22 protein-coding genes are annotated in these 24,732 nt (G+C 64.0%); 7 read left to right on the top strand and 15 right to left on the bottom strand.

What is annotated here, in order from left to right; genetic code table 11:
• Window position 1: 1 nt before the first annotated feature.
• The 4 genes from AC13C2_RS16670 to ilvD form a co-directional block, all read right to left on the bottom strand.
• Window positions 2–907, bottom strand: coding sequence for a LysR family transcriptional regulator (locus tag AC13C2_RS16670; protein WP_092759232.1), 906 nt, complete (start codon window positions 905–907; stop codon window positions 2–4).
• A gap of 166 nt (window positions 908–1,073) precedes the next feature.
• On the bottom strand, window positions 1,074–1,433 hold the full coding sequence (locus tag AC13C2_RS16665) for a hypothetical protein (RefSeq protein ID WP_092759234.1): 360 nt from the start codon (window positions 1,431–1,433) through the stop codon (window positions 1,074–1,076).
• Between the two features lie 45 nt (window positions 1,434–1,478).
• Window positions 1,479–2,261, bottom strand: a complete 783-nt coding sequence (locus AC13C2_RS16660) for a DUF6478 family protein (protein WP_482887491.1) — start codon at window positions 2,259–2,261, stop codon at window positions 1,479–1,481.
• Window positions 2,262–2,274: 13 nt separating this feature from the next.
• Window positions 2,275–4,038: a dihydroxy-acid dehydratase gene (gene ilvD / locus AC13C2_RS16655; protein ID WP_482887490.1), complete on the bottom strand. Its 1,764-nt coding sequence runs from the start codon at window positions 4,036–4,038 to the stop codon at window positions 2,275–2,277.
• Window positions 4,039–4,251: 213 nt separating this feature from the next.
• On the opposite strand from ilvD, the gene AC13C2_RS16650 reads away from it, so the two are divergent.
• The 4 genes from AC13C2_RS16650 (at window position 4,252) to AC13C2_RS16635 (ending at window position 8,541) form a co-directional block, all read left to right on the top strand.
• Window positions 4,252–5,220 (top strand): CPBP family intramembrane glutamic endopeptidase, encoded by a 969-nt coding sequence (locus tag AC13C2_RS16650; protein WP_339646244.1) that lies wholly within the window; start codon window positions 4,252–4,254, stop codon window positions 5,218–5,220.
• Window positions 5,221–5,565: 345 nt separating this feature from the next.
• Window positions 5,566–6,576: an acetyl-CoA carboxylase, carboxyltransferase subunit beta gene (accD, locus tag AC13C2_RS16645; protein ID WP_092759239.1), complete on the top strand. Its 1,011-nt coding sequence runs from the start codon at window positions 5,566–5,568 to the stop codon at window positions 6,574–6,576.
• Window positions 6,577–6,608: 32 nt separating this feature from the next.
• Window positions 6,609–7,838, top strand: coding sequence for a bifunctional folylpolyglutamate synthase/dihydrofolate synthase (locus AC13C2_RS16640; protein WP_339646247.1), 1,230 nt, complete (start codon window positions 6,609–6,611; stop codon window positions 7,836–7,838).
• Window position 7,839: 1 nt separating this feature from the next.
• A complete protein-coding gene (locus AC13C2_RS16635; protein WP_482887489.1) occupies window positions 7,840–8,541 on the top strand; it encodes a RidA family protein in 702 nt (233 codons plus the stop codon).
• A 77-nt stretch (window positions 8,542–8,618) separates the two neighbouring features.
• On the opposite strand, the gene zapE is transcribed toward AC13C2_RS16635, so the two are convergent.
• Window positions 8,619–9,668, bottom strand: a complete 1,050-nt coding sequence (zapE, locus tag AC13C2_RS16630) for a cell division protein ZapE (RefSeq protein WP_092759241.1) — start codon at window positions 9,666–9,668, stop codon at window positions 8,619–8,621.
• A 136-nt stretch (window positions 9,669–9,804) separates the two neighbouring features.
• Here zapE and AC13C2_RS16625 point away from each other — a divergent pair, with 136 nt between their 5' ends.
• Entirely contained in the window at window positions 9,805–11,055 is a 1,251-nt protein-coding gene (locus tag AC13C2_RS16625; protein ID WP_482887488.1) for an MFS transporter, read from the top strand.
• Between the two features lie 59 nt (window positions 11,056–11,114).
• A complete protein-coding gene (gene ggt, locus AC13C2_RS16620) occupies window positions 11,115–12,854 on the top strand; it encodes a gamma-glutamyltransferase (RefSeq protein ID WP_482887487.1) in 1,740 nt (579 codons plus the stop codon).
• A 39-nt stretch (window positions 12,855–12,893) separates the two neighbouring features.
• On the opposite strand, the gene AC13C2_RS16615 is transcribed toward ggt, so the two are convergent.
• From AC13C2_RS16615 to AC13C2_RS16575, 9 genes are all read right to left on the bottom strand, one after another.
• Window positions 12,894–13,376 (bottom strand): hypothetical protein, encoded by a 483-nt coding sequence (locus AC13C2_RS16615; protein WP_482887486.1) that lies wholly within the window; start codon window positions 13,374–13,376, stop codon window positions 12,894–12,896.
• 70 nt (window positions 13,377–13,446) lie between these two features.
• Window positions 13,447–13,935 carry an RNA pyrophosphohydrolase gene (locus AC13C2_RS16610; RefSeq protein ID WP_245737471.1) on the bottom strand — a complete coding sequence of 163 codons (489 nt, stop codon included), beginning with the start codon at window positions 13,933–13,935 and terminating at the stop codon, window positions 13,447–13,449.
• A 67-nt stretch (window positions 13,936–14,002) separates the two neighbouring features.
• The gene (locus AC13C2_RS16605; protein ID WP_092759249.1) at window positions 14,003–15,337 is read right to left on the bottom strand and encodes a S41 family peptidase; all 1,335 of its coding nucleotides are present in this window, start codon (window positions 15,335–15,337) and stop codon (window positions 14,003–14,005) included.
• Window positions 15,338–15,346: 9 nt separating this feature from the next.
• The gene (locus tag AC13C2_RS16600; RefSeq protein ID WP_482887485.1) at window positions 15,347–16,447 is read right to left on the bottom strand and encodes a murein hydrolase activator EnvC family protein; all 1,101 of its coding nucleotides are present in this window, start codon (window positions 16,445–16,447) and stop codon (window positions 15,347–15,349) included.
• Window positions 16,444–17,955 carry a 2,3-bisphosphoglycerate-independent phosphoglycerate mutase gene (gpmI, locus tag AC13C2_RS16595; RefSeq protein WP_482887484.1) on the bottom strand — a complete coding sequence of 504 codons (1,512 nt, stop codon included), beginning with the start codon at window positions 17,953–17,955 and terminating at the stop codon, window positions 16,444–16,446. The genes AC13C2_RS16600 and gpmI overlap by 4 nt, the downstream gene beginning before the upstream one ends.
• Before the next feature lie 32 nt (window positions 17,956–17,987).
• Window positions 17,988–18,452, bottom strand: a complete 465-nt coding sequence (gene rlmH, locus AC13C2_RS16590; RefSeq protein WP_482887483.1) for a 23S rRNA (pseudouridine(1915)-N(3))-methyltransferase RlmH — start codon at window positions 18,450–18,452, stop codon at window positions 17,988–17,990.
• A gap of 1 nt (window position 18,453) precedes the next feature.
• Window positions 18,454–18,924, bottom strand: a complete 471-nt coding sequence (rsfS, locus tag AC13C2_RS16585; protein WP_482887482.1) for a ribosome silencing factor — start codon at window positions 18,922–18,924, stop codon at window positions 18,454–18,456.
• A gap of 36 nt (window positions 18,925–18,960) precedes the next feature.
• A complete protein-coding gene (locus AC13C2_RS16580) occupies window positions 18,961–20,298 on the bottom strand; it encodes an amidase (RefSeq protein ID WP_482887481.1) in 1,338 nt (445 codons plus the stop codon).
• On the bottom strand, window positions 20,270–21,649 hold the full coding sequence (locus AC13C2_RS16575; protein ID WP_482887480.1) for a mechanosensitive ion channel family protein: 1,380 nt from the start codon (window positions 21,647–21,649) through the stop codon (window positions 20,270–20,272). The genes AC13C2_RS16580 and AC13C2_RS16575 overlap by 29 nt, the downstream gene beginning before the upstream one ends.
• A gap of 362 nt (window positions 21,650–22,011) precedes the next feature.
• Between AC13C2_RS16575 and leuC the strand changes: the two genes are divergently transcribed.
• Window positions 22,012–23,433 (top strand): 3-isopropylmalate dehydratase large subunit, encoded by a 1,422-nt coding sequence (leuC, locus tag AC13C2_RS16570; protein ID WP_339642021.1) that lies wholly within the window; start codon window positions 22,012–22,014, stop codon window positions 23,431–23,433.
• A 73-nt stretch (window positions 23,434–23,506) separates the two neighbouring features.
• Here the strand turns inward: leuC and AC13C2_RS16565 are convergent, their stop codons facing one another.
• Window positions 23,507–24,643 carry a hypothetical protein gene (locus tag AC13C2_RS16565; protein WP_482887479.1) on the bottom strand — a complete coding sequence of 379 codons (1,137 nt, stop codon included), beginning with the start codon at window positions 24,641–24,643 and terminating at the stop codon, window positions 23,507–23,509.
• Window positions 24,644–24,732: the final 89 nt, after the last annotated feature.

The following is a 24,732-nucleotide window of genomic DNA, read 5'->3' as shown; positions in this document are numbered from 1 at the left end:
GTTACCAGTCGCCCGGCCCGCTGTCGCGGAAGCTGTCGACAAGGAAATCAATGAAGGCGCGAACCTTCGGCTGGGTATAACGGCCCGGCGGATAAACGGCATAGATGCCCTGAGTCTCGGGCGACATCCCCTCGATCGCGGGAACAAGTTTGCCCTCTTTCATTGCCTCGGCATAGAGAAAGTCTGGCAAAAACGCGATGCCCAGCCCGTTCACAGCGGCGTTGAGCAGCGACTGCCCGTCGTTCACCGTCAGCCATCCGGCGGACCGGACCTGCCGCTTTTCACCCGACGGCGCGGTCAGCTTCCAGACCGAACCGTTTGCCTGGTTCGAATAATGCAGCAGCTTGTGTTCGTTCAGGTCGTCGATCCGCTGCGGGCGGCCATATTCCTCAAGATATTCCGGCGAGGCGATCATCTGACGATGTGTCTCGGCCAGCTTGCGGGCGCGCAGGCTGCTGTCTTCCAGGTCGCCGATGCGCACTGCCAGATCGAAACCTTCCGAGATCAGCTCGACGTAGCGATTGTCGAGGACCATGTTCACCGTGATATCGGGATATTCATGCAGGAACCCGCCCAATATAGGCGAGAGGTGATTCACCCCGAAATCCGTCGCGACAGATACCCGCAGCATTCCCGACGGTGCCGATTGCATGGATGTGACCAGGGCGTCGGCTTCGCCTGCGTCATTCAGAACGCGGCGGGCGCGGTCGTAATAGGCAAGGCCGATTTCGGTCGGCGACACGCGGCGCGTCGTGCGGTTCAGCAGGCGCGCACCGAGGCGCGTTTCCAGCGAAGAGACGTGCTTGGACACCGCCGATTTCGAGATGCCAAGCTTCTTGGCGGCATCGGTAAACCCGCCCTGGTCGACGACCGTGGCGAAGGCTTCCATTTCAGACAGTCGATCCATGCGGCAGCATCCTGGGAGTAATTGAACTTGCTCCTAGAACTGTCATCCGATTGCGGCAGGACAGTGCCACACGTGGGTCAATGCCGGGATCAATTCGGGATTAAAGCGGGGCAGGAAACGCCAAAGCCGCCACATTAACGTATTGTAAACCAAGTATTAACTGAAATCAGCTTTCGTTAATGTGGCGACGGAACGCCGCCTTCAGCACCCGCAGCTCGTCGCGCAGGGCGCCCATCTCGGCGCGAATATCCTCGGGCGCACCCAGACCTGTGACGATAGTGATACTGTCCAGCGCCGTTCCGTCGGGCGCGCGGACCACGACCGTATGAACCCCGTCGGTCAGCAACGCGGTCCCCAGCTCTCCCTCGACGTGATAGCCGCCCTCGGCGGCAGCCGGTGTCAGATGGCCGAGGCTTTCTCCCTCCATCGTCATTTCCAGGGCAGGCGGCTCGCCAGCACCGACAAGCAATCCGCGATATATCCCTCCGGTGATCGAGGTGCGGTTCAGGATCCAGGTGTCGGACATGGGTCGCGGGCCTTTCTGTCTTGATATCGGCGTGCCGGGAATGGGTCAGATATCGGCGCGCGGACGACGGGTCAGGGTCAGGTCGCGAATTCGCACGCGGCTCATTTCGGGCCTTTCGAAAATCAGATCGATCCACGCATTTTCCAGTTTGGCCGGATTGATCTCATGGAAGCCAAGGTCGAATTCGGCGATCACCGGGCTTCCCGCACGATCGCCTGGCCGCAACTCGCTGACCAGTTGTTCGGTGTTCGGTCCCTGCCGGATGTTGAGGCGCACGAACATCTCGATCGGACGCTCACTGTCGAACAGGGTCGAAACACCAAGAATGTGAGACCGGCGCAGACTGCGCGCGGCCTCGACCGGCAGGTCCATCGCCAGAGACAGGAACGACCCGCGAAACCCCAGCGCATCCACCGACAGAACGAAGGGTGCCCTGGCGTCGCTATCCGGGGTCCGGGTCTGATGCACGGTAATCTCGGCCAGCGGGCAGTCGTGGAACAGCATCACGCCGTCAGCCAGCCGCGTTCCGCCGACTGCACCCGCGACCGACGCCGGGTACATTGCCTGCGCCCAGGGCGAGGGCCGCCAGGCCCAGTCACATTGCGGCGGGCGGTCGATCTGACCGATGATCGCCTGCGCCCCCGCCAGACGCCGATCCGCGACCTGCGCCAGCAGGCGGGCGTGATGCGCGATCTCGCGGGCCTGCGTTGCCAGGCGGGCCAAGGTCACGGCATCCGCCGCCTCACCGTCTTCGGCAGCCTGATGCCAACGGCGCATGGCGCGCCGCGACCGCAGGCTCTCCAGAAGATTGGGAAGGGGAAACACCACGCCGCCCGACCCCTCAGAGGTCCATGTAGACGTGGGCTTCGGCAGCCGCGCCCGGGTGCGTGCAGGCTCCGGACTGCGCCGACCCGACCAGTTGCGCATATTTCCAAAGCGCGCCCGATGCATAAAACGTCTTGCGCGGCCCGGCCCAGTCGGCCCGCCGTGTCTCCATCTCGTCGTCGCTCACATTGACCGAAATCGTGCCTTCGATCGCGTTCAGGGTAATGACGTCGCCATCGCGAACAAACGCGATCGGCCCGCCATGCGCGGCCTCAGGCCCGACATGACCGACGCAGAACCCCCGCGTCGCACCCGAAAAACGCCCGTCGGTGATCAGTGCGACCTTCTTGCCCATGCCCTGCCCGGACAGCGCCGCCGTCGTCGCCAGCATCTCGCGCATGCCCGGCCCGCCTGCGGGGCCTTCGTTGCGGATGACGAACACGTCACCTTCTTCGTACTCCCGCGCCTTGACCGCGGCGAACGCGTCTTCCTCGCATTCGAACACCCGCGCCGGGCCGGTGAACAACTGATGCTGCGCTTCCATGCCCGCGACCTTCACGATGGCGCCTTCGGGGGCCAGGTTACCCATCAGACCGATCACGCCGCCGGTCTTGGTGATCGGCGTTTCGACCGGATAGATGACGCGCCCATCGGCCTCCAACGACACTTCGTCGATCTCCTCGCCGATGCTGCGGCCGGTGACGGTGATGCAATCCTCGTGGATCAGACCGGCCTTGCGCAGCTCCTTCATGACGACAGGCACGCCGCCCGCTTCGTAAAGATCCTTGGCGACATAAGCGCCGCCCGGTTTCAGATCGACGAAATACGGCGTGTCGCGGAAGATGTCGCAGACGTCCTGCAGGTTGAAGTCGATCCCCGCCTCGTGCGCGATGGCGGGCAGGTGCAGACCGGCATTGGTCGACCCCCCGGTGCAGGCCACGACCCGCGCCGCGTTTTCCAGCGACTTACGGGTCACGATGTCCCGCGCCCGGATATTCTTTTCGATCAGGTTCATGACGGCCACGCCCGAGGCAATGCAGTATTGGTCGCGGCTCTCGTACGGGGCGGGCGCGCCCGACGAATTGGGCAGCGCCAGACCGATGGCCTCGGACACGCAGGCCATGGTGTTTGCCGTGAACTGTCCACCACAGGCACCCGCCGAAGGGCAGGCGACCCGCTCCAGGATTTCCAGCGCCGCATCGCTCAGATCACCGGCCTGATGCCGACCCACAGCCTCGAACATGTCCTGAACCGTCAGGTCCCGACCCGCATATTCGGCAGGAACGTCCGACCCGGCGGGCACCCGGCCCGGCAGGATCGACCCGCCATAGATAAAGACCGACGGCGTGTTCAGCCGCACCATCGCCATCATCATCCCCGGCAGCGATTTGTCGCAGCCCGCCAGACCGACGATGGCATCGTAGCAATGCCCCCGCATCGTCAGCTCGACCGTGTCGGCAATTGCCTCGCGGGATGCCAGCGACGACCGCATCCCCTCGTGCCCCATGGCGATGCCGTCGGTGACGGTGATCGTGGTGAATTCGCGCGGCGTGCCATGCGCTTCCTTGACGCCCAGCTTCACCGATTGTGCCTGACGGTTCAGCGCAATGTTGCAGGGCGCAGCCTCGTTCCAGCAGGTCGCGACCCCGACGAAGGGCTGATGAATATCCTCGTCGCCCATCCCCATGGCATAGAAATACGACCGGTGCGGCGCGCGCGACGGGCCCTCCGTGACGTGGCGGCTGGGCAGATTGGTCTTGTCGGTGGGGGTCTTCGTCATCTTGGTCGTCTCCATATCCCTTTGCGCATGGGATAGACCCGGCATGCCGGTGGGACAAGCGGGCTTGTCCCGACGCGACGCGCGGCCTGCAGCGAAACAAGACGGTCGCCAAGGGCACATGGCCAGTTGTCCAGACCTCCCTGCGCGTCTAGTCTTGGGAAAATAACCCGGCAAACGGGAGACCATAGGCAGACATTCCAGAGGGCATCAGGCATGTGGACCCCCCGTTTCGAGCGTTTCGTGGCTCCGGCTCGTGCCAGACCGCAACTCTGGCGACTGATCCTCGGGGTCTTGCTGATCGGCGCGATCATGTTCCTCGCCTTTATCATCGTCTCCATCGGGTTGCGGGCCGTGTTCGGCCAGGCCGAGGCGAACGCCTATCTGTCATCGCTCTCGACCGGCGGGACGCCGACGCTGGTGGTGATGATGCTTGCGATGTTCATCTGGCCACTGCTGGGCGCGATCGTCGTCGTGCGCATGCTGCACCGGCGCTCCGTCACGACGGTGTTCGGCCCCGGCCTCCTGCGCGATTTCTTCACCGCCGCCGCAATTGCCGCGCTGGTCTTCGTCGGCGCGACACTGGTTCTGCCGATGCCGTTCGACCCGGTGCCGAACGTCCCGATGTCGCTGTTCCTCAGCTTCCTGCCGCTCGCCGTGATCGCGATCGGCATCCAGACCTTCGCCGAGGAGGTGGTCTTCCGTGGCTACATGCAACAGCAACTCGCCGCGCGGTTCCGCAATCCGCTGATCTGGATGCTGATCCCCGCGGTGTTTTTCGGAAGTCTGCATTCTGATCCGTTCGGTGGGGTCGACAAGCTCTGGCTGATGCTGCCGCCGACGCTGTTTGGCCTGATCGCCGCCGACCTGACCCGCGTGACCGGATCCATCGGGGCCGGCTGGGGGCTGCATTTCACGAACAACGCCTCGGCCATTCTGATCCTGTCGCTGGATGGCAACCTGTCGGGCCTTGCCCTCTATCGCACGCCCTTCGGCGTCGAGGCGCTGTCGCTGTCCAACCCGCTGGTCTGGCAGGAGATGTTGATCACGGTCATCGTCTGGGCCAGCATCCGGCTCTGGCTGGCGCGGGGCGGGGCGATCTCGGGGGGCGGCACGTCGGGCGGCAATCGGGACGACAGTCAGGATGCCGGTCGCAGCCACGAAAACTCGCCCGGTCCGGGATGAGGGACGCCTGAGTCGGCATATCGAAACGCGGGCTGGAGTGTGTCCGGAACATTCCGCCCCGTCCTTGCGGAACACCCATGTGCCGCTCCGTCTCCCCAGCCTGATCTCGTTCAATTTCATTCATTCGCCGCACGGATGCAGTCGTCCGTGCTGCCGGATACCGGCAAAGACGGCCTGCTCCGCTGCATCCGCGCCGACTGATGGCAAAGGCCTGAAAACAAAGGCTGCAGCGCAGTTCGAGGCGCAGTTCGACCGGCCTGACCGCCGACCCTCCGCCCCTCCGGCGCGAATTGCATTCCCCGCCTGCCGTCGCTATCTCCGGCGGGACCACGCGGGGAATACGCCATGAACTGGATCTCGAACTACGTCCGTCCCAAGATCAACTCGCTGTTCTCACGGCGCGAGGTGCCCGAAAACCTGTGGACCAAGTGCGACCAATGCGGGACCATGCTGTTCCACCGCGAACTCAAGGACAACCTTAACGTCTGCACCAACTGCGACCACCATATGTACATATCGCCGCGCGACCGCTTCGCGGCGATGTTCGACGGTGGCGTCTTTGTCGAAGTGTCGGTGCCCCATCCCATCGAAGACCCTCTCAAGTTTCGCGACCAGAAGCGGTATCCCGACCGCCTCAAGGCGGCGCAGAAAGCCGCGAACGAAGCCGAGGCGATGCTGGTCGCCGAGGGCGAAATCCACCGCACCCCGGTCGTCATGGCGGCACAGGACTTCGGCTTCATGGCCGGGTCGATGGGCATGTATGTCGGCAATGCAATCATCGCCGCCGCCGAACGCGCCGTTGCCCTGCAGCGTCCGCTGATCCTGTTTTCCGCCGCCGGCGGGGCGCGCATGCAGGAAGGCATCCTGTCGCTGATGCAGATGCCCCGCACCACCGTCGCCGTGGAAATGCTCAAGGAAGCGGGCCTGCCCTATATCGTCGTCCTGACCCATCCGACCACGGGCGGCGTCACCGCCAGCTATGCGATGCTGGGCGACGTTCACATCGCCGAACCGAATGCCCTGATCTGTTTCGCCGGTCCCCGCGTCATAGAACAGACCATCCGCGAGACCCTGCCCGAAGGGTTCCAGCGCGCCGAATACCTGCTGGATCACGGCATGCTGGATCGCGTGACCCCGCGCGGCAAGCTCAAGGGCGAACTTGCCACGATCCTGCGGATGCTGACCGGCCAGAGCCCTATCGTCCACGGCGACCTGCCTGCCCCCGACACCATCGCTCCGCCGGCCGAAATCGCCGAGCCCGCGGCACCCGCCCCGGCCACTGAGAAGGCCGCCGCCGAAAACACCTCCGGCAAGCAGGCCCGGAAGGTCGAGGCCAAAAAGGCCGAGGCCCGGTGAACGATGGATCCGATGTCGTCCTTGAACGGCTGATGACCCTGCACCCCAAGGTCATCGACCTCGTTCTCGACCGGGTGCATCGCCTGCTCTCCGCCCTCGATCATCCCGAACGCCGCATTCCGCCCGTGATCCACATCGCGGGCACGAACGGCAAGGGCTCGACCCAGGCGATGATTCGCGCCGGGCTGGAAGCTGCGGGGGATGTCGTCCACGCCTATACCTCGCCGCATCTGGCCCGCTTTCACGAACGTATCCGCGTCGCGGGCACGTTGATCGAAGAAGACGATTTGGCTCGACTGCTTGCGGAATGCGAAGCTGCCAACGGCGGCGAACAGATTACCTTTTTCGAGATCACGACCTGCGCCGCTTTCCTTGCCTTCGCCCGCACTTCCGCCGACTGGACCCTGTTGGAGGTCGGCCTCGGCGGGCGTCTGGATGCGACGAACGTGATCCATCCGGCGCTGACCGTCATCACCCCGATTTCAATGGATCACGAGGCCTTTCTGGGCGACACGATCGAAGCTATTGCAGGCGAAAAGGCGGGTATTCTGAAATCCGGCGTTCCCTGCATCGTCGGTCCGCAGGACGAACGGGCGCTGGAGGTCATCGAATACCGCGCCGCCCGTCTGAACGCCCCGCTGCACGTTCAGGGTCAGCACTGGCACGTCACCGAAGAAGGCGGTCATCTGATCTTTCAGGACGAGGACGGGCTGATGGACCTGCCCCTGCCACGCCTGATCGGGCGTCATCAGGTCGACAACGCGGGCATGGCCATAGCCGCCCTGCGCGCCCTGAAACGCACCGCCGGTGCCGATGCCGCCATGACCGACGCGGACTGGCCCGCCCGGATGCAGCGCCTGCGCACCGGCCCGCTGGTCGATCTGGCGGGCGTCGCCGATCTCTGGCTCGACGGCGGCCATAACCCCGCCGCGGGCCACGCGCTTGCCGAAGCCCTGACCCGCCTGCCGCCCCGCCCCCTGCACCTGATCTGCGGCATGCTGAACACCAAGGACGCGACCGGCTACATGACTCCGCTCGCACCCCTTGCCAAACATCTCCATGCTGTTTCCATCCCCGGCGAGGCGAATACCCTGCCCGCCGCCGACACAGCCGCTGCCGCCAAACGCGCGGGGATACCTGCCAGCACTGCCCTTTCGGTCGCGAACGCCATCGCCACGATCAAGGCGACCACCCCTGACGCCCGCATCCTGATCTGCGGCTCACTCTACCTTGCGGGAAACGTCCTGCGCGAGAACGGCTGACGTGGCCCGCGCCGTCTTCCCGCCGGGGTCGGAAGCCGCGGCCAATGCCCTCGCCCTGTCGCCCGCCATTGCGTCGCACAGCCACCTTTTCCTGATCGGCCTGACCGGCAGCGCGCCCGACGGCACCCCGTCCGCCGACCCGGAAACCCAGTTCCTTGCCGCCTTCGACAAGATCGCCGCAACCCTCGCCGCCCTGATCCTCTCGGCCCTCGCAGCCCCCGCCAGCGCCGCGACCTACGGGTTCTGCTGGCAGGGCGCGAACGACTACCGGATCGAAGGGTATATCTCCTATCCCGATACCGCAGAAGGCCGGATCGTGACGGAAAATACCATCACCGGCTTCGGCATCACCGGCTGGCGCGGCGACACCTATCTGGGCCGCTGGTCGATGAAGGATCTCACGCCCGACACCTCCTGGACGCTGCGCTTCGACACCCGCACACTGTCCTTCCCGATGGGCGGCTATATCGAGGACGGCACCTATCAGGAATGGAACGCGAACGGTTTCGCCAACGACTGCGGCATCCCCGGCTTCGGCTTCAACGGCGGCAACCGGGCGCAGGACATCTGCGTCGACGGCGTGTTCATCGAAGAATCCGGAGTCGCCCCCGATACACCGCTTTCGATCTCGCCCAATGCCGAAGATCCCTGTGGCCCGGTGCCGATGTCGTCGCTGTCAATCTCGGGCCGCATTTTCGGCTGACGGCCGGATATCATCCCCGACGTCCGACGCGGATCACCCGTGGATCACCCGCGCATCACATCCAGGGTTCACACAAGTTATTCTTGACCCGCGCCCCAATCCGCCGCCTGCATTTCCCGCAATCGGCTGGCCGTTCGTTCGAACTCGAACACGTCTCCGGGCGACAGATCCTCGGGTTCCGCTTCCGCCGACATGATCAATCTGACGCGGGCTTCATACAGCGCATCGATCAGCGTGACGAACCGCCGCGCCTCGTTGCCGTGAGCCCGGCTCAACTTCGGCACATTCGTCAGGATCAGGACCCGAACGGCCCGCGCCAAAGCCAGGTAATCCGCCGCGCCCAGAGGCTTGCCACACAGGTCCGCGAACGACGCCCGCGCCACGCCGGACCGGAAATCCTCCAGCCGCAGGTCGCGCCCCTTCACCCGGAGTGTCAGGCCTTCCGACACGCCATCGGTCAGCCGCTCCCAGACCTCATCCAATGCGCCGCCGCCGATGAAATACGTCTGCTCATCGCCCAGTCTGTCCTGCCGATAATCGCGCGCGGCGACCAACTCATGAACGATCATCCGTTCCTTCACCATATTGATAAACGGCACGAAAAGTGCCCGGTTTAGCCCGTTTTCATAAAGATCGTCCGGCACCCGGTTCGACGTCGTGACCACATGCACACCTGCGGCGAAAAGCTTCTCGAACAGGCGGCCTACGATCATGGCGTCGGTGATGTCTGTGATCTGCATCTCGTCGAAACACAGCACGCGCGTCTGGGCGATCACCGACCGCGCGAAGGGCTCCAGCGCGTCACGCGTCTCGGCGGCGCGGGCCTCGTGCATCGCCTCGTGCGCTTCCTGCATGAAGGCGTGGAAATGCACCCGCCGCGACGGCACCGGCGAGGCTTCGTGGAACAGGTCCATCAGCATCGATTTGCCGCGCCCGACTCCGCCCCAAAGATAGACGCCCATCGGCCCCTCGGCGGGCTGTGTCCCGAACCCGAGAAAGCCCTTCTTTACCGGCGCAGCCAGTTTCGTGCGGATCTTTTCCAACGGCACCAGCGCCGCTTCCTGCGCGGGGTCGGCGGTCAGACAGCCCTCGGCCACGCGGGCCGCATAGAGTTCGGTCAGGGTCATGCGCCGGTCTAGCCTTGCGATGAACGGTTCCTCAACCGTTCGAACCGATAAAATGCTGTGCAGCATCAGGAATTTTCATAGTCGCATCAGAACATCTGAATTGACCACATCGATCATTCCGTAAAAACCTCTTCGGATGACCGCCCGCACCCTTCCTGTTGTTAACCGTTTGTTAACCCCTGTCCTGATTTCGGGCTGTATCATCCTGATGGTCGGTTTCTCGATCCGCGCCAGCTTCGGCGTGTTCCAGCTTCCCATTGCCAACGAATTCGGCTGGCCAAGGGCGGATTTCTCGCTCGCCATCGCCATCCAGAACCTCGCCTGGGGTATCGGCCAGCCGATCTTCGGTGCGATTGCCGACAGGTTCGGCGACCGCAAGGCCATCGTGATGGGCGTGATCTGCTATGCCGCCGGTCTGGTCCTGTCGTCCTTCGCAACCACACCCGGTGCGCACCAACTGCTGGAAATCCTTGTCGGGTTCGGCATCGCGGGCATGGGCTTCGGCGTCATCCTCGCCGTCGTCGGCCGCGCCGCATCGGACGAAAACCGCTCCATGACGCTGGGCATCGCGACCGCCGCAGGCAGCTTGGGTCAGGTGTTCGGCGCACCCGCCGCCGAATTTCTTCTGGGTTTCTATTCGTGGCAGGAGGTATTCCTGATCTTCGCCGGCATCGTCGGCCTTGCCCTCTTCGCCCTGCCGATGATGCGCGCGCCCGTGGCCACCAAGGCCGAGCTGGAGGAGACCTTCTCAGAGATACTGGGCAAGGCTTTCCGCGATCCGTCCTATGGCCTGATCTTCGTGGGCTTCTTCTCCTGCGGCTACCAACTGGCCTTCGTGACCGCGCATTTCCCGGCCCTGGTGACCGAGATGAGCGGCCCCATCCTTCCCGGATCGATCCTTCACACCATGGGTATCACCACGACCGCTGCCCTGGGCGCGGTGTCGATTTCGCTCATCGGACTGGCCAATATCGCGGGCACGCTCTACGCGGGCTACCTCGGCAAGCGGTATTCCCGCAAATACCTGCTGGCGGGCATCTACATGGGCCGCACCCTCATCGCCGCCGCTTTCATCGCCTTCCCGATCACGCCCCTTACGGTAGTCACCTTTTCCATCGGCATGGGGTCACTCTGGCTGGCGACGGTGCCCCTGACTAGCGGCCTCGTCGCCCATATCTACGGGCTGCGCTACATGGGCACGCTCTATGGGCTGGTGTTCTTCTCGCATCAATTGGGCAGCTTTCTCGGCGTCTGGCTGGGCGGCACACTTTACGATTCGACCGGCAGCTATGTGACGGTCTGGTGGATCGGCGTGGGCGTCGGATTGTTGTCGGCAATCGTGCATCTGCCAATTCGCGAAGTGCCGCTGAAACTGCGCGAAGTCTGAAGACTTGCCCTTGCGGCAAGACGCGTCATTCTGTCCCCATCATCGAGAGGAGAGAACAGATGCGTATTGCCCTGACACTTTCGTTTTTACTGGCGCTTCCAGCCTATGCACAGACCGCCACCGAGGCCGTCGCCCCCGAAGGCGCAACCGGCCTCGCGACCGAAGCTACGGCCCCCGTAACATCCGACACGTGGATGGTCGCCGCAGCTAATCCGTTGGCGGTTGAGGCGGGGGCCGACGTACTGCGCGCCGGCGGGTCCGCCGCCGATGCGATGATTGCCGTGCAGGCCGTTCTGGGTCTGGTGGAGCCTCAGTCCTCCGGCCTTGGCGGGGGCGCTTTCCTCGTCTGGTACGATGCCGCGAGCGGTGAAATCACCACGCTGGACGGGCGCGAAACCGCGCCGATGGCAGCGACCCCGACCCTGTTCCAGGATGAAACCGGCGCGCCGCTGGGCTTCTTCGATGCCGTCGTCGGCGGCTTGTCCGTCGGCACACCCGGCACACCCATGCTGCTGGAGGAAGCGCACCGCCGCTGGGGCACGGCCAACTGGTCCGGTCTGTTCGATGCGGCGATCACACTGGCGGACGAAGGATTTCCAACCTCTCTCCGTCTTGCGATGCTTGTAGCGGAAGACGCTGAACGACTGGCTACATCAGATGCGACAGCGGCCTATTTCCTGCCGAACGGTCAACCTCTGCAAAAGGGCGCGACCCTGCGCAATCCGGCCTATGCCGATACCCTGCGTGCCATGGCAGCGGATGGTGCAGCGGCGTTCTATTCCGGTGAGATCGCCGAAGGGATCGTCGCCGCCGTACGTGATGCGGCGCTGCCCGGCTTGCTCTCGCTGGATGATCTGAGCGCATATCAGGTAAAGGAACGCGATGCCGTTTGCGCACCCTATCGCGGGGCCGAAGTCTGCGGCATGGGGCCACCGTCATCGGGCGGCCTGACAGTCGGTCAGATCCTAGGAATGCTGGAGCCCTATGACATCGCCGCCATGGGTCCCGATTCGGCTGAAGCCTGGCGGCTGATCGGCGATGCCTCGCGCCTCGCCTTTGCGGATCGCGGCCGCTACATGGCCGACAGCGATTTCGTTCCCGTTCCGACAGCCGGTCTGCTGAACCCGGCCTATCTGGCCGAGCGCGCCACGTTGCTGCAAGGCGATGACAGCCTGCCTGAAGTCAGCGCAGGCACTCCGCCATGGGATCACGCCATGCTGCTGGCGGATGATCGCAGCATCGAACTGCCCTCGACCTCGCAGATCTCGATCGTCGATGCGGCAGGCAATGCGCTCTCGATGACCACTACCATCGAGAACGGTTTCGGCAGTCGCGTCATGGCGCCAGGCGGCTTCCTTCTCAACAACGAGTTGACCGACTTCAGCTTCGCCACCCAGGACGACGGCGTGCCAATCGCCAACCGTGTGGAACCGGGCAAACGCCCCCGGTCCTCGATGGCACCGACCATCGTGCTGCGCGACGGCGCACCGATTCTGGTCGTCGGATCGCCTGGTGGCAGCCGCATCATCGGTTATGTCGCCAAGACCATCGTGGCGTATATGGACTGGGGCATGGATGTGCAGGCGGCCGTCGCAATGCCGCATCTGGTCAACCGCTTCGGAACCTACGACGTTGAGGCGGGAACCAGTGCCGAAGGCCTGACCGAACCGCTGACCGCACTGGGGTACGAGGTGAATGCCCGCGACCTGAATTCCGGGTTACACGCGATTGCACTGGACGAGAACGGTCTGAGCGGCGGGGCGGACCCGCGCCGCGAAGGCATCGCCATCGGGGAGTGACGACGCCGGGACGCGGGCCGAAACCCGCGCCCCGAAGGATCAGTCGACCGGAACTTCGCAATTGCCCGTCAGGCAGCCCTCGGCGTCTGTTACCACCGCGGGCGTGGCCTTCAGAGCGAACAGGGGACACGGACCTTCGACCAATACGTTCTCGCCGTCGCGCCGTTCGACGAAGACCAGCATCCGGTCGAGCGGCACGCCCCCGCACCACGCCCCGATGCAACCTACTTCGACTGTCAACGGAAAGCTGGCGTCCTGGTCGAAACCGGTCGCGCTGGCCAGTTTTCCGTCGAACCGAGTCTTGACGGAATAGCCCTGGCGATTGTTCGGATCATCTCCGGTGGAAGGCACCGTTTCGCCCGGCAGCAATTGTATCCGCCCCACGGCCATGACGTACTGCGCCTCCGACGCGTCGGCCTGTTTGAAGCTGCCCTGAACCGTAGGGGTAATACAGGACAGGGCCGAGGCTTCACTGGCGATGGCGGTCGACATCAGGGCGGCGGCGAAAAGGAGTCTGGTCATGTTCGGTCTCCGGGGAAATAACGTCTGATCGAAGGATGAGAGCGGTATGGGCGATAGGCAATAACGCCGACTATAACAGGCCGAACCTGGCCAAAACATGAGCATAGAGATCGCGCTTGAACGGCACGATCGAAGTCAGGACATCGGCGGCGGGCATCCACTGCCACCGCTTGAATTCGCGTTCGTGATAATCAAGGTCCACCGCATCGTCCGGTCCCGCGTAGGACATGCGGAACCAGTGCTGGGTTTGCCCGCGATACTGCCCCTTCCAGAGTTTGGGGACCAGATCGAGCGGCAGGTCATAGGGCAGCGGATCGCTCAATTCGTCGATCACCCGCACGGCATCGGGTGCGATGCCCGTCTCTTCCCGCAATTCGCGCAGGGCGGCGGCGCGGGGGGCTTCGCCGCTGTCGATCCCGCCCTGCGGCATCTGCCAGGCACCCGGATAATCCAGCCGCTCCCCGACCCAGATCAGGTCATCCGGATTGGTCAGACAGACACCGGCACAGGGGCGATAGGGCAGTTTCGCGATGTCGTCAGAGGTCAGGCGAGGCGTCATGTTACGGGTCCTTGCGAAAAAGGGGCGACCAGACAGCCGCCCCCTTGTTGATCTGCCGACTATTGAATCAGCGCGCTTCGATGGCGGTCAGGCCCTTCAGGATGTCGATGGCATAGGCCATCTGGTAATCTTCCTCGCGCAGTTTCGCGGCCTCCTCTGCGGCGACCTGTTCCTTGCGGATCTGCTCCTGCTCGTCATCGGAGAGACTGTCGTTGGACAACGATCCGCGCAGACTCGATTCAGTGCGGGTCGGACGGGCGGTTTCGTCGGCGGTCTCCTCCGGGGTGGCCGGGTCACGACGCGGCTGGACGACCACGATATCGGGCGAAATGCCCAATGCCTGGATCGACCGGCCTGACGGCGTGTAATACCGCGCCGTGGTCAACCGGATCGCGCCATCGCCCTGCACCGGCATGATGGTCTGCACCGACCCCTTGCCGAAGGACTTGGTGCCGACGACCACGGCACGACGATGATCCTGCAAGGCACCCGCGACGATTTCGGACGCGCTGGCCGAGCCGCCGTTGATCAGCACGACCATCGGCAGGCCGTCTATGATATCGCCCGGCTTGGCGTTGAAGCGGTCGCCACCCGCGCTTTCCCGCGACCGGGTCGAGACGATTTCACCCTGCTCCAGGAAGGCATCCGCCAGATCGACGCCCGCCGTCAGCAGGCCACCGGGGTTGTTGCGCAGGTCGAGGATGATGCCGTTCACGTTCTCGATGCCGCCCATCTCCTCGACCGTCGTCTCGAACCCGTCGATGACATTCGGCAGGGTCTGGTCGTTGAAGGTCGAGGCGCGGATGATGACGGTATCGCCTTCCTTGCGGACCTTTGCGGCCGTCAGCTTGATGGTATCGCGGGTGATGGTGATGTCGATGGGTTCTTCCAGACCGTCCCGCACGATGGTCACCACGATGTCGGACCCGACCGGGCCGCGCATCAGGTCGACTGCCTCTTCCAGGGTGAAGCCCAGGATATTCTCGCCGTCGACGGCGGTGATGAAATCGCCTGCCTCAATGCCCGCTTCGAAGGCAGGTGTGCCGTCCATCGGCGTAATGACCTTGACGTAGCCCTCCTCCTGCGTGACCTCGATCCCAAGGCCGCCGAATTCACCTCGCGTATCGGCCTGCATATCCTCGAAGTCGCGCGGCGGCAGATAGGAGCTATGCGGGTCGAGCGAGGTCAGCATGCCGTTGATCGCCGCCTCGATCAGCTCGCCTTCGTCTACCTCCTCGACGTACTGGTTACGGATGCGTTCGAACACGATTCCGAAAAGGTCGAGCTGTTCATATACGGTGGCCTTTTCGGCCTCCTGCGCCAGAAGCGGACCGGCTATCTGCGTTGTGGCCAGGATACCTGCCAGAACGCCGCTTCCTGCGGCCATTGCGAACTTGTTCATGTCGTTTCCCTAATCGGTGGCGAACCAGGTCGCCGGATCTGTGGGCATACCGCCCTGTCTGACTTCGATATAAAGCGTTTCGGAGCGCGATGCGCCACCGCCCGCAACGGAATCTTGAAGGAAATCCGCATTTCCCGGCGATCCGCCGCCCATCAGCCCCAAGGGCGCCCCCTGCGTCACGATCTCTGAGAGACGAGCGTAGACCTGTGACAGCCCGGCGAAAACCAGCAACGTGCCGGGTCGGGGCTCCAGAATGATCACGTTGCCGTAATCCAGCAACGGCCCGGCATAGCGCACCGTGCCAGAAGCAGGCGCCGTAACGATGGCCGCAGGGTCGGTCGCCAGTACCAGTCCGGGGCGTGCGATGCCCGCGGCATCCGGTTCGCCGGCGGCGCGGAGCAGGCGACCGGCAACCGGGAAAGGCAACGGCAGCGACAGATCTGCCACCGTTTCCACGGGTGGCAGCACGCCCAGACCTTCGGAAAAGGCCTCCAGTGTGTCGATACGCCCCAGAAGCGCGGCAATGCGGGCCGCATCCTCGGCCATGCGGGGCGGGGGATCGGTACGATCGGCGATTGCCTCCGACAGGGCGACACGCGCGTCTTGAACGCCGCCCAGCCCCTGGACCAGGCTGTCGGCGGCGCTCTGCTCCAGCGCGCGCAGATCGCGCAGGTCCGACAGGTCGCGGCGCAGCGCTTCTGCGCGGGCTGTCAGCGCGGGGACAAAATCGCTCAGGATCATGGACGACCGCGCCGTGCCCAGCGGACCTGACGGGTGCAGCAGAAGAAGCGGCCCCGGTTCGCGTTCCATCGACTGCAGCGTGGCGATCAGATGCGCCACCTCGGCCTCGCGGGCCCGCAGGTCTGCGGTCAGCGCGCGTTCGCGGATCGCCACCTGGCGCAACCCGTCGCGCAGGGCCGACAACCCGCCCTCATAGGCCCTGATCACGGCGGTCAGGGCCTCGACCCGGTCGCGCGCGGTCAGCGCCTGCTCCAGTCCGATGGCCGCTTCGGTCAACTGCGCCGCCGCCTGCCGTGCGGTATCGGCTGCGGTCTGCGCCTGAACCGGCCCCGCAACCAGCAGCAAAAGAAGAAGGACGCGCGAAATCATTCCAGCAGGTTTTTGCCGGTCATTTCCTCCGGCGGCTCGATCCCCATCAACGCCAGTAGCGTCGGGGCCAGATCGCCCAGCTTGCCATCGCGCAGCAGTGTGCCATCTGGGCCACCGTACAGGATTACAGGAACAGGATTCATTGTGTGGGCAGTATGACGCTCGCCGGTGATGGCATCAATCATGGTTTCGCAATTGCCATGGTCTGCGCAGACGATCATCGCGCCATCAGTGCCGTCCAGCGCCTCCAGCACGCGACCAAGTCCCCGGTCCACTGCCTCGCAAGCTTTTGTCGCTGCATCCAGATCGCCGGTGTGACCCACCATGTCCGGATTGGCATAATTCACGACGATCAGATCGTAGCCCTTTTCGATGGCAGCCACGAAATGGTCCGTGACCTCGACCGACGACATCTCGGGTTGCAGATCATAGGTGGCGACATCCGGCGATTTGGGCATGAAGCGATCCTCGCCCTTCTCCGGCGCCTCGATCCCGCCGTTCAGGAAGAAGGTGACATGCGGGTATTTTTCGGTTTCGGCCAGATGGAACTGCGTCTTGCCCTTGCTGGAAACCCAATGTCCCAGCGTGTTCGACACCGTCTGCTTGGGAAACACCGTCGTCATGTAGGCGTCATGCCCCTCGGAATAATTGACCATGCCCAGCAACTGCAGCTTGGGGCGGTTGTTGGTCGTAAAGCCGTCGAAGTCGGGGTCGGCCAGCGCAGACAGGATTTCGCGCACACGGTCGGCACGGAAGTTCAGGCAGAAGACACCATCGCCGTCGTGCATGCCGTCATATCCGTCCAGCGGGGTGGCGCGCAGGAACTCGTCCGTTTCGCCCCGCGCCTTGCCGGCAGCCAGAGCATCGCGCGCGTCTGCGGCGTGATCGCCCTCGGCCCAGACCATCGCGGCCCAGGCCCACTGCACCCGGTCCCAGCGGTTGTCGCGATCCATCGCGAAATAGCGTCCCGTTATCGTACCGACCGTCGCGCCATCGGGCAGCCCGTCGAGGAGTTGATCAACGAAACCCTCTGCCGATCCAGGTGCCACGTCGCGCCCGTCGGTAATGGCGTGGATGACGACCGGAACACCCGCATCGGAAACCGCATGCGCGGCGGCCAGCAAATGATCGATGTGTCCATGTACGCCGCCGTCCGAGATCACACCCATCAGATGTGCCGTGCCGCCCGAAGCCTTCAGCGAGGCGATCCAACCCGTCAGGGCGGCTTCATCGGAAAAGGTCCCCTCGGCCAGCGCCTTGTTGATCAGGCCGAGGTCCATCCAGACGACGCGGCCTGCGCCGATATTCATGTGACCGACTTCGGAATTGCCCATCTGACCTTCCGGCAGGCCGACGGCAGGGCCGAACGTGGTCAGCCTTGCATGCGGGCAGGTTTCCATAAGACGATCGAAGTTCGGAGTGTGGGCACGGTCGGGCGCGGATTGTTCCGGCCGATCCGAGATGCCCCAGCCGTCGAGAATGCACAGGATGACGGGTTTTTTCTGCATGTGTCTTTCCCTTGTCCGAAACGATCCGGGCCTCAGACCCTATGATAGGGTGCGCCTGCCATGATGGAAGCTGCACGATACAACTGTTCCGCGACCATCACGCGGACCAGCATATGCGGCCAGACCATCCGCCCGAAGCTGATCGCCAGATCGGCACGGTCGCGGATGTCGGGGGCGATGCCGTCCGCCCCGCCGATCACGATGGCCACATCTCGCGCGCTGTCGCGCCAGGCAGCCAGGCGGGCGGCAAAATCGGGAGAGGTCGGTTGCTCACCGCGTTCGTCAAAAATCACCAGCGCCGCGCCGGGCGGAATGGCACGGGTAATCAAGTCACCCTCGGCGGCCATCCCCGCACCTCTGGCATCCAGCTCGACGACGGTGACGGACGGCAGGCCCAGTCCGCGCCCGACCTTGGCGAAGCGATCCAGATAATCCTCCACCATCGCCAGTTCAGGCCCCTTTCGCAGGCGCCCGACGGCGATCAGATGCAGCTTCACCTCAGGCTTCGCGGCTCGGCTCGGCCGCCGGATCGAGCCACATCTTTTCGAGTTGATAGAACTCGCGCACTTCGGGACGGAAAATGTGGACGATCACATCGCCTGCATCCAGCAGAACCCAGTCGCCCTGACTTTTGCCTTCGGTACGGGCGCTGCGGCCCAGACGGGTCTTCAGCCGCTCGGACAATTTTTCGGCCAGCGCGCCGACCTGGCGGGTCGAGCGGCCCGAGCAGACGACCATATGGTCCGCAACGGAGGATTTACCGGCGAGGTCGATCTGAACGATATCTTCGGCCTTTTCCTCGTCCAGAGCGGTCAGGATAAGGGCGAGCGTCTCGTCGCTGGTGGTTTTGTCCGCCGTGGGGCGGGGAGCATGGGTGTCGGCGGGCAGGGTCCGATCCTCCGGGGATATAAGGGCGGGCGCATTAAGCGCGGTCAGCCATGACGTAGCATCGGAACGCCGTCCCGACAATCGCAGCCCGCCATATGGCCCCGATAGGCGGACAGTTCAATCGACCGTTTGGACCGGACGCTTTGCGGCCCATGGCATCCGCGCGTGCATCCGCCGGGCCAGTCCGATCAGATCAGCATCCGCGCCGCGCCGTCCGATCAGTTGAACGCCCATCGGCAGGCCGTCCTGAAACCCGACCGGAACCGAAATCGCAGGCAGCCCGATCAGGGATGCCGGGATCACCACGGCCATCCATCGGTGATAGGTGTCCATCGACCGCCCGGAAATGGCCTTGGGCCAGTCGAGCGTGGCGTCGAAGGGGAAGCACTGCGCCGACGGCAGCGCGATCACGTCAACCTCCAGCGCATCCATACGTCGAGCCCATTCGGCGCGAATGGCGCTGGCGTCAGTGACGTCGCAGAGGGTCAGGGCGCGACCTTTGGCGACCTCCCAGTGCATTTCGGGTTTGGACTGTGCGGCGAAGGCATCGGTCCAGAGTGGAGCCATCTTCTGCGCGATGGAAAACGCGCGCAGCACCGTCCATGATTGCCACAGGTCATCCGCATCCATCGGCGGGTCGAGGGTTTCAGCCAACCCGTCCAATGCCACTTCGCAGAGTGACAGAACCCCGTCGTCGCAGGGAAAGCCCCCGTCCCAGTCGCCCAGCCATCCGACCCGCAACGGTCGGGGGGCGACGGTGCGATAGGTCGGGACCATGATCGACAGAAGCAATTCCAGATCGTCGGGTGCGCGCGCCATCGGGCCATCGGTGGCCAGCGGATGCAGGATCGGATCGCCCACCGGCGCGCCGCGCACGGTGCCCTGGGTCGGGCGCAAACCGAAGACATTGTTCCAGGCCGCCGGATTGCGCAGGGATCCCATCATATCGGACCCGTCGGCCAGTGCCACCAGCCGCGCGGCAAGGGCCGCGCCCGCGCCGCCCGAACTGCCGCCAGCGCTGCGCGTCTTGTCCCACGGGTTCAGCGTGGTTCCGTGGACAGGATTGTAGCTGTGCGATCCAAGGCCGAACTCCGGCGTGTTGGTCTTGCCGATGACGATAGCCCCCGCCGCGCGCAACCTCGCCGCCATCGGGCCATCGGCATGCGGGACGTGATCGGCGAAGGCCGGGTGGCCATAGGTCGTGCGGATACCGGCAGTATCGGCCAGATCCTTGATCGCCATCGGCAGGCCCGACAGCGGGCCGGGACGCGGGTCCGATGCTTCGGCCAGCAGGCTGTCGCGACCGCGCAGCGAGACGACGGCATTCACGTCGCTGGCCGCGATCCGGTCCAGGGTGTCTGCCATCAGGTCGCGGGGCGACAGCCGCCCGGCGCGCATCGCCGACAGCAAGTCCAGCGCGGACGGGTCAGTCGGCACCGAGGATCGCACTGTCATCCGGTCCTTCGAGCGATCCGTCGTGCGGCGTGTCGGACGCGTCGTCAGACAGCATCCGAACCTCGCGCTGCGGGAACGGTATCGAGATATCGTTTTCCCGGAACGCGTCCCACAGCGCCAGATAGACGTTGCCGCGAATATTTGTCAGCCCGTCGGTCGGGTCGGAAATCCAGAACCGCAGGATATAGTCGACCGAGGAATCCCCGAACCCCACGATATGACAGACCGGCGGCTTGGATTTCAGCACCCGCTTGGTGTCGCTGGCCGCGTCGATGGCGACCTTGCGGACCAGATGGGGATCGTCGCCGTAGGCCGTGCCGAAAAAGATATCGAGTCGGACCAGTGCGTTGGAATGGGACCAGTTGATCACGAGGCCGGTAATCAGATCCTCGTTCGGAACCAGATATTCGCGCCCGTCCCGCGTGGTGATCGACACGTAACGGGCGGTCAGTGCATTGATCCATCCGAAGGTATCGCCGATGGTGATGACGTCACCGGGTTTGATTGACTTGTCCAGCAGGATGATGACCCCGGACACGAGGTTCGAGACGACCTTTTGCAATCCGAAACCCAGACCGACACCGATGGCGCCCGACAACACCGCAAGCCCGGTCAGGTCGACCCCGATGGCCTTGAGTCCCAGGAAGAATGCTCCGACATAGAGGACGATCTGCAAAAGCTTGACGACCAGCACCCGCATAGAGGGACTGATATCTTCGTTTTTCGAGATCCTGGCGGACGTGGCGTGTGCCAGAAACCGCGCCACCGTGAACAGGATGCCGATCACCACAAGTGCGGTGATTAACCCCAGCAGCGAAATGCGGAACTCTCCGAGCTGTATGGCAAGGCCGTCCGTGATCTGTCGCGCCGTGTCCAGCGCACCCAGATAGAACAGCGTCACGTATACCAGAAGAGCCCAGTTCACGATCTTGCGCAGGAACGGGTTGCGGACCAGACGCGCGACGAAGCTGACGACCATCCAGGCCGTGCCGATAGTCGCGGCCAGCCCGACAAGATAGCTGTAGGACGGCCATCGAAACATCTGTTGCATCGTAAGATACGCGACCCAGGCGAGGGCGGCGAAGATCACGAGGCCAAGCCGGTTTCGGAAGATGACCAGCCAACGGAGTTGCCATTTCGGCCGTCCCGTCTGTGTGCGCATCCATTCGGTCATGCGCTCGCCAGCCCAGCGGCGCAGCAGCCAGGACAGCAACATAACCCCCAGAATGATCAGGATCTGCCAGAGCTTCCAATCACCCTGCAACAGGCCTGAAAGGAAGGTAGTGGCCGTCGACCAGCCGGTCAGCAATTCATCCCTGAGGGGGATCGTTTTCAGAATATCTTCTTCCATCCTTCTCTATGCGGCAGTTTGGACGTGCGGAGCAACAATGCCGACAGCGCCTGCGCTATTTCTCATGCTGTTTGGCCTTGAACGGTCACCGGCGTATGGGACGGCTGCGGCGTTCCGAAAGGCTCGGTCATGTGGGCCTCGCACTGTCATCAACCGAAATCCTGGATCGCTCATAACCGCGGCAAGCCTTGCAGGGGACATGTCGCCCGCGTATCTGACCGTCCATGAAACGCGTCCACGATCTGAGCGACCACGATTTCCTGCCCTGGCGGTTTTTCGGCCGCGCCCACGGGGTGACGGCGCGGCGCTGATTGCGTCCCTTTCGCCCATTTCAGACAGACACACCCGCGAGGATTTCGCACATGACCGGCCACACCACCAAAGCCCGCACGCTCTATGACAAGATCTGGGACGCACATCTGGCGCACGAAGCCGAAGACGGCACCTGCCTGCTGTATATCGACCGGCACCTGGTCCACGAAGTGACCAGCCCGCAGGCCTTCGAAGGGCTGCGGATGACGGGCCGCACCGTGCGTGCGCCCGACAAGACCATCGCCGTGCCGGACCACAACGTCCCGACCACGCTGGACCGCGCCAACGCGGCCACCATGACCGAAGACAGCCGCATCCAGGTCGAGGCGCTGGACAAGAACGCCAAGGATTTCGGCATCCACTACTACCCCGTGTCGGATGTCCGTCAGGGCATCGTGCATATCGTCGGGCCGGAACAGGGCTGGACCCTGCCCGGCATGACCGTCGTCTGCGGCGACAGCCATACGGCAACCCACGGCGCCTTCGGTGCGCTGGCGCATGGGATCGGCACGTCGGAGGTAGAGCATGTTCTTGCGACCCAGACCCTGATCCAGCGCAAGGGCAAGAACATGAAGGTCGAGATCACGGGCAAGCTGCGCCCCGGCGTCACGGCCAAGGACATCACTTTATCCGTCATCGGCAAGACCGGCACCGCGGGCGGCACAGGATACGTCATCGAATATTGCGGCGAAGCGATTCGTGATCTGTCGATGGAAGGCCGCATGACCGTTTGCAACATGGCCATCGAAGGCGGCGCACGCGCCGGTCTTATCGCGCCGGACGAGAAGACCTACGAATATTGCATGGGTCGCCCCCACGCCCCGAAAGGTGCGCAATGGGAGGCCGCGCTGGCATGGTGGAAGACGCTCTATTCCGACGATGACGCGCAGTGGGATATGGTGGTGACCATCGCCGCCGAAGATATCGCGCCGGTTGTCACATGGGGCACGTCGCCCGAGGATGTGCTGCCGATCACCGCATCGGTCCCCGCGGCTTCGGATTTTGCCGGCGGCAAGGTGGACGCGGCGCAGCGGTCGCTGGATTACATGGGCCTGACACCGGGCACGCCATTGTCCGAGGTCGCCATTGACACGGTATTCATCGGCTCCTGCACCAATGGCCGGATCGAGGATCTGCGCGCCGCCGCCGCGATCTTGCGTGGCAAGAAGATCAAGGACGGATTGCGCGCCATGGTCGTGCCGGGGTCTGGCCTTGTGCGCGCGCAGGCCGAAGAGGAAGGGCTGGCGCAGGTGTTCATCGACGCAGGGTTCGAATGGCGGCTTGCCGGCTGTTCGATGTGCCTGGCCATGAACCCCGATCAACTGTCGCCGGGTGAACGCTGCGCTGCCACGTCGAACCGCAACTTCGAGGGGCGTCAGGGCCGCGGCGGACGCACACATCTGATGTCGCCCGCGATGGCAGCGGCTGCGGCAGTTACCGGCCACCTGACCGACGTGCGCGAGATGATGTGACGCGAAAGCGAGCTTGAAAAAAGATAACGGGCGGCCCGATGGGACCGCCCTTTTTTCAGCCCGGTAATGTCTGTCAGTTCGAGGCGACATCGACCTGCGCGACCGGGGCCACCAGATCGCCCAGCATCACGTATTCGCCTTCTGCCTCGCAGCCCGGCATACGGAACGTCAGATTCTGCGTAATGGTGGCAATGCCCGGCGTGGCCTGTATGGTTCCGGCAACGATCTGCTGGCCGCAGTTGCTTGCCAGAACGGGGGCCTCGATGCTGATCGCGACGGCCTGACTGGCCGGGGCTGTGTAGACGAGGGCTACGCGCGCGTCGTCGAGCGTCGCGTCGCCCAGTGTCGTCAGATAACCACCATTGCCCGACAGGATGCGGGCGATGTTGCGCGGCGTCTCGGGCGCGATATGGCCATCGGTGCCATAGTCGGCGTCATCCTCGAAGGCGTGCAGTTCCAGCCCGACGTCGTTCTGCCAGTACAGAACCGTACGGGCGTAATCGTCCATATCCGCAATGGTTGTGATCTGGCTGACCGGGTCGCGGTCGGCGACGGCCACGGCGATGACCGCCATGGCGGAAAGAGCCGGCATCGCGACCTGCGCCATACCATTCTCATCCAGTGCGACGGCGATCTGCAAATCGCCCTGCAGGATATCGGCACGGGCAGTTCCGTCGCAGGGGGCAGAGATATACAGCCCGACGATCGCGCCGGCCTGCGGTTTCGCATCGACGATCACAGTGCAATCGGGCGTTGCAACGGCGGCCTGTGTCGGTCGCACGGTTTCGATCTTGCGGATCGGGGCCGGAGCCAGTGTGGCATAGGTATCGGGGTCGGCAGGCAGCGATGGCAAACCGTTGGTCGCCGCGGTTACGGTGGTTGCGGAGGGATCCGGCTGTGCGCTGTCCTGCGTGGACGTGACTGCGGTCTGCTGGAGTACGGCGGACACGGGTTGAACCTCCGTAGCCAGCGCGGAGGCACGCGTGTTCGTGTCATCCGGCCCAGGCATCATCGTCAGGACGATCGCTGCACCAAGGACCGCAATGCCAAACGCGGCAAGCCGCACCGGGCTTTGCGACCGGACGGCGGCAAAAGCCGTGCCCACGATGGAAGACCTGGACGACGTGTCCGTCTGCTTATCGCTTGATGCGGACACCGTAGGCTGCTCCGGGGCGTCATCTTCCAGCGCGTCGAATTCTTCCTGTGTCATCACATTGATCCTCGGAAACATGGCGTTTCCTTGGTGATGACAGCGGAATCAGGCGATTCTACGGAGCAGTCGCGCTGATTTCCCGACTA

The organism is Jannaschia sp. L-14R (assembly GCF_056857695.1).
This window is presented reverse-complemented; position numbering and strand designations above follow the sequence as displayed.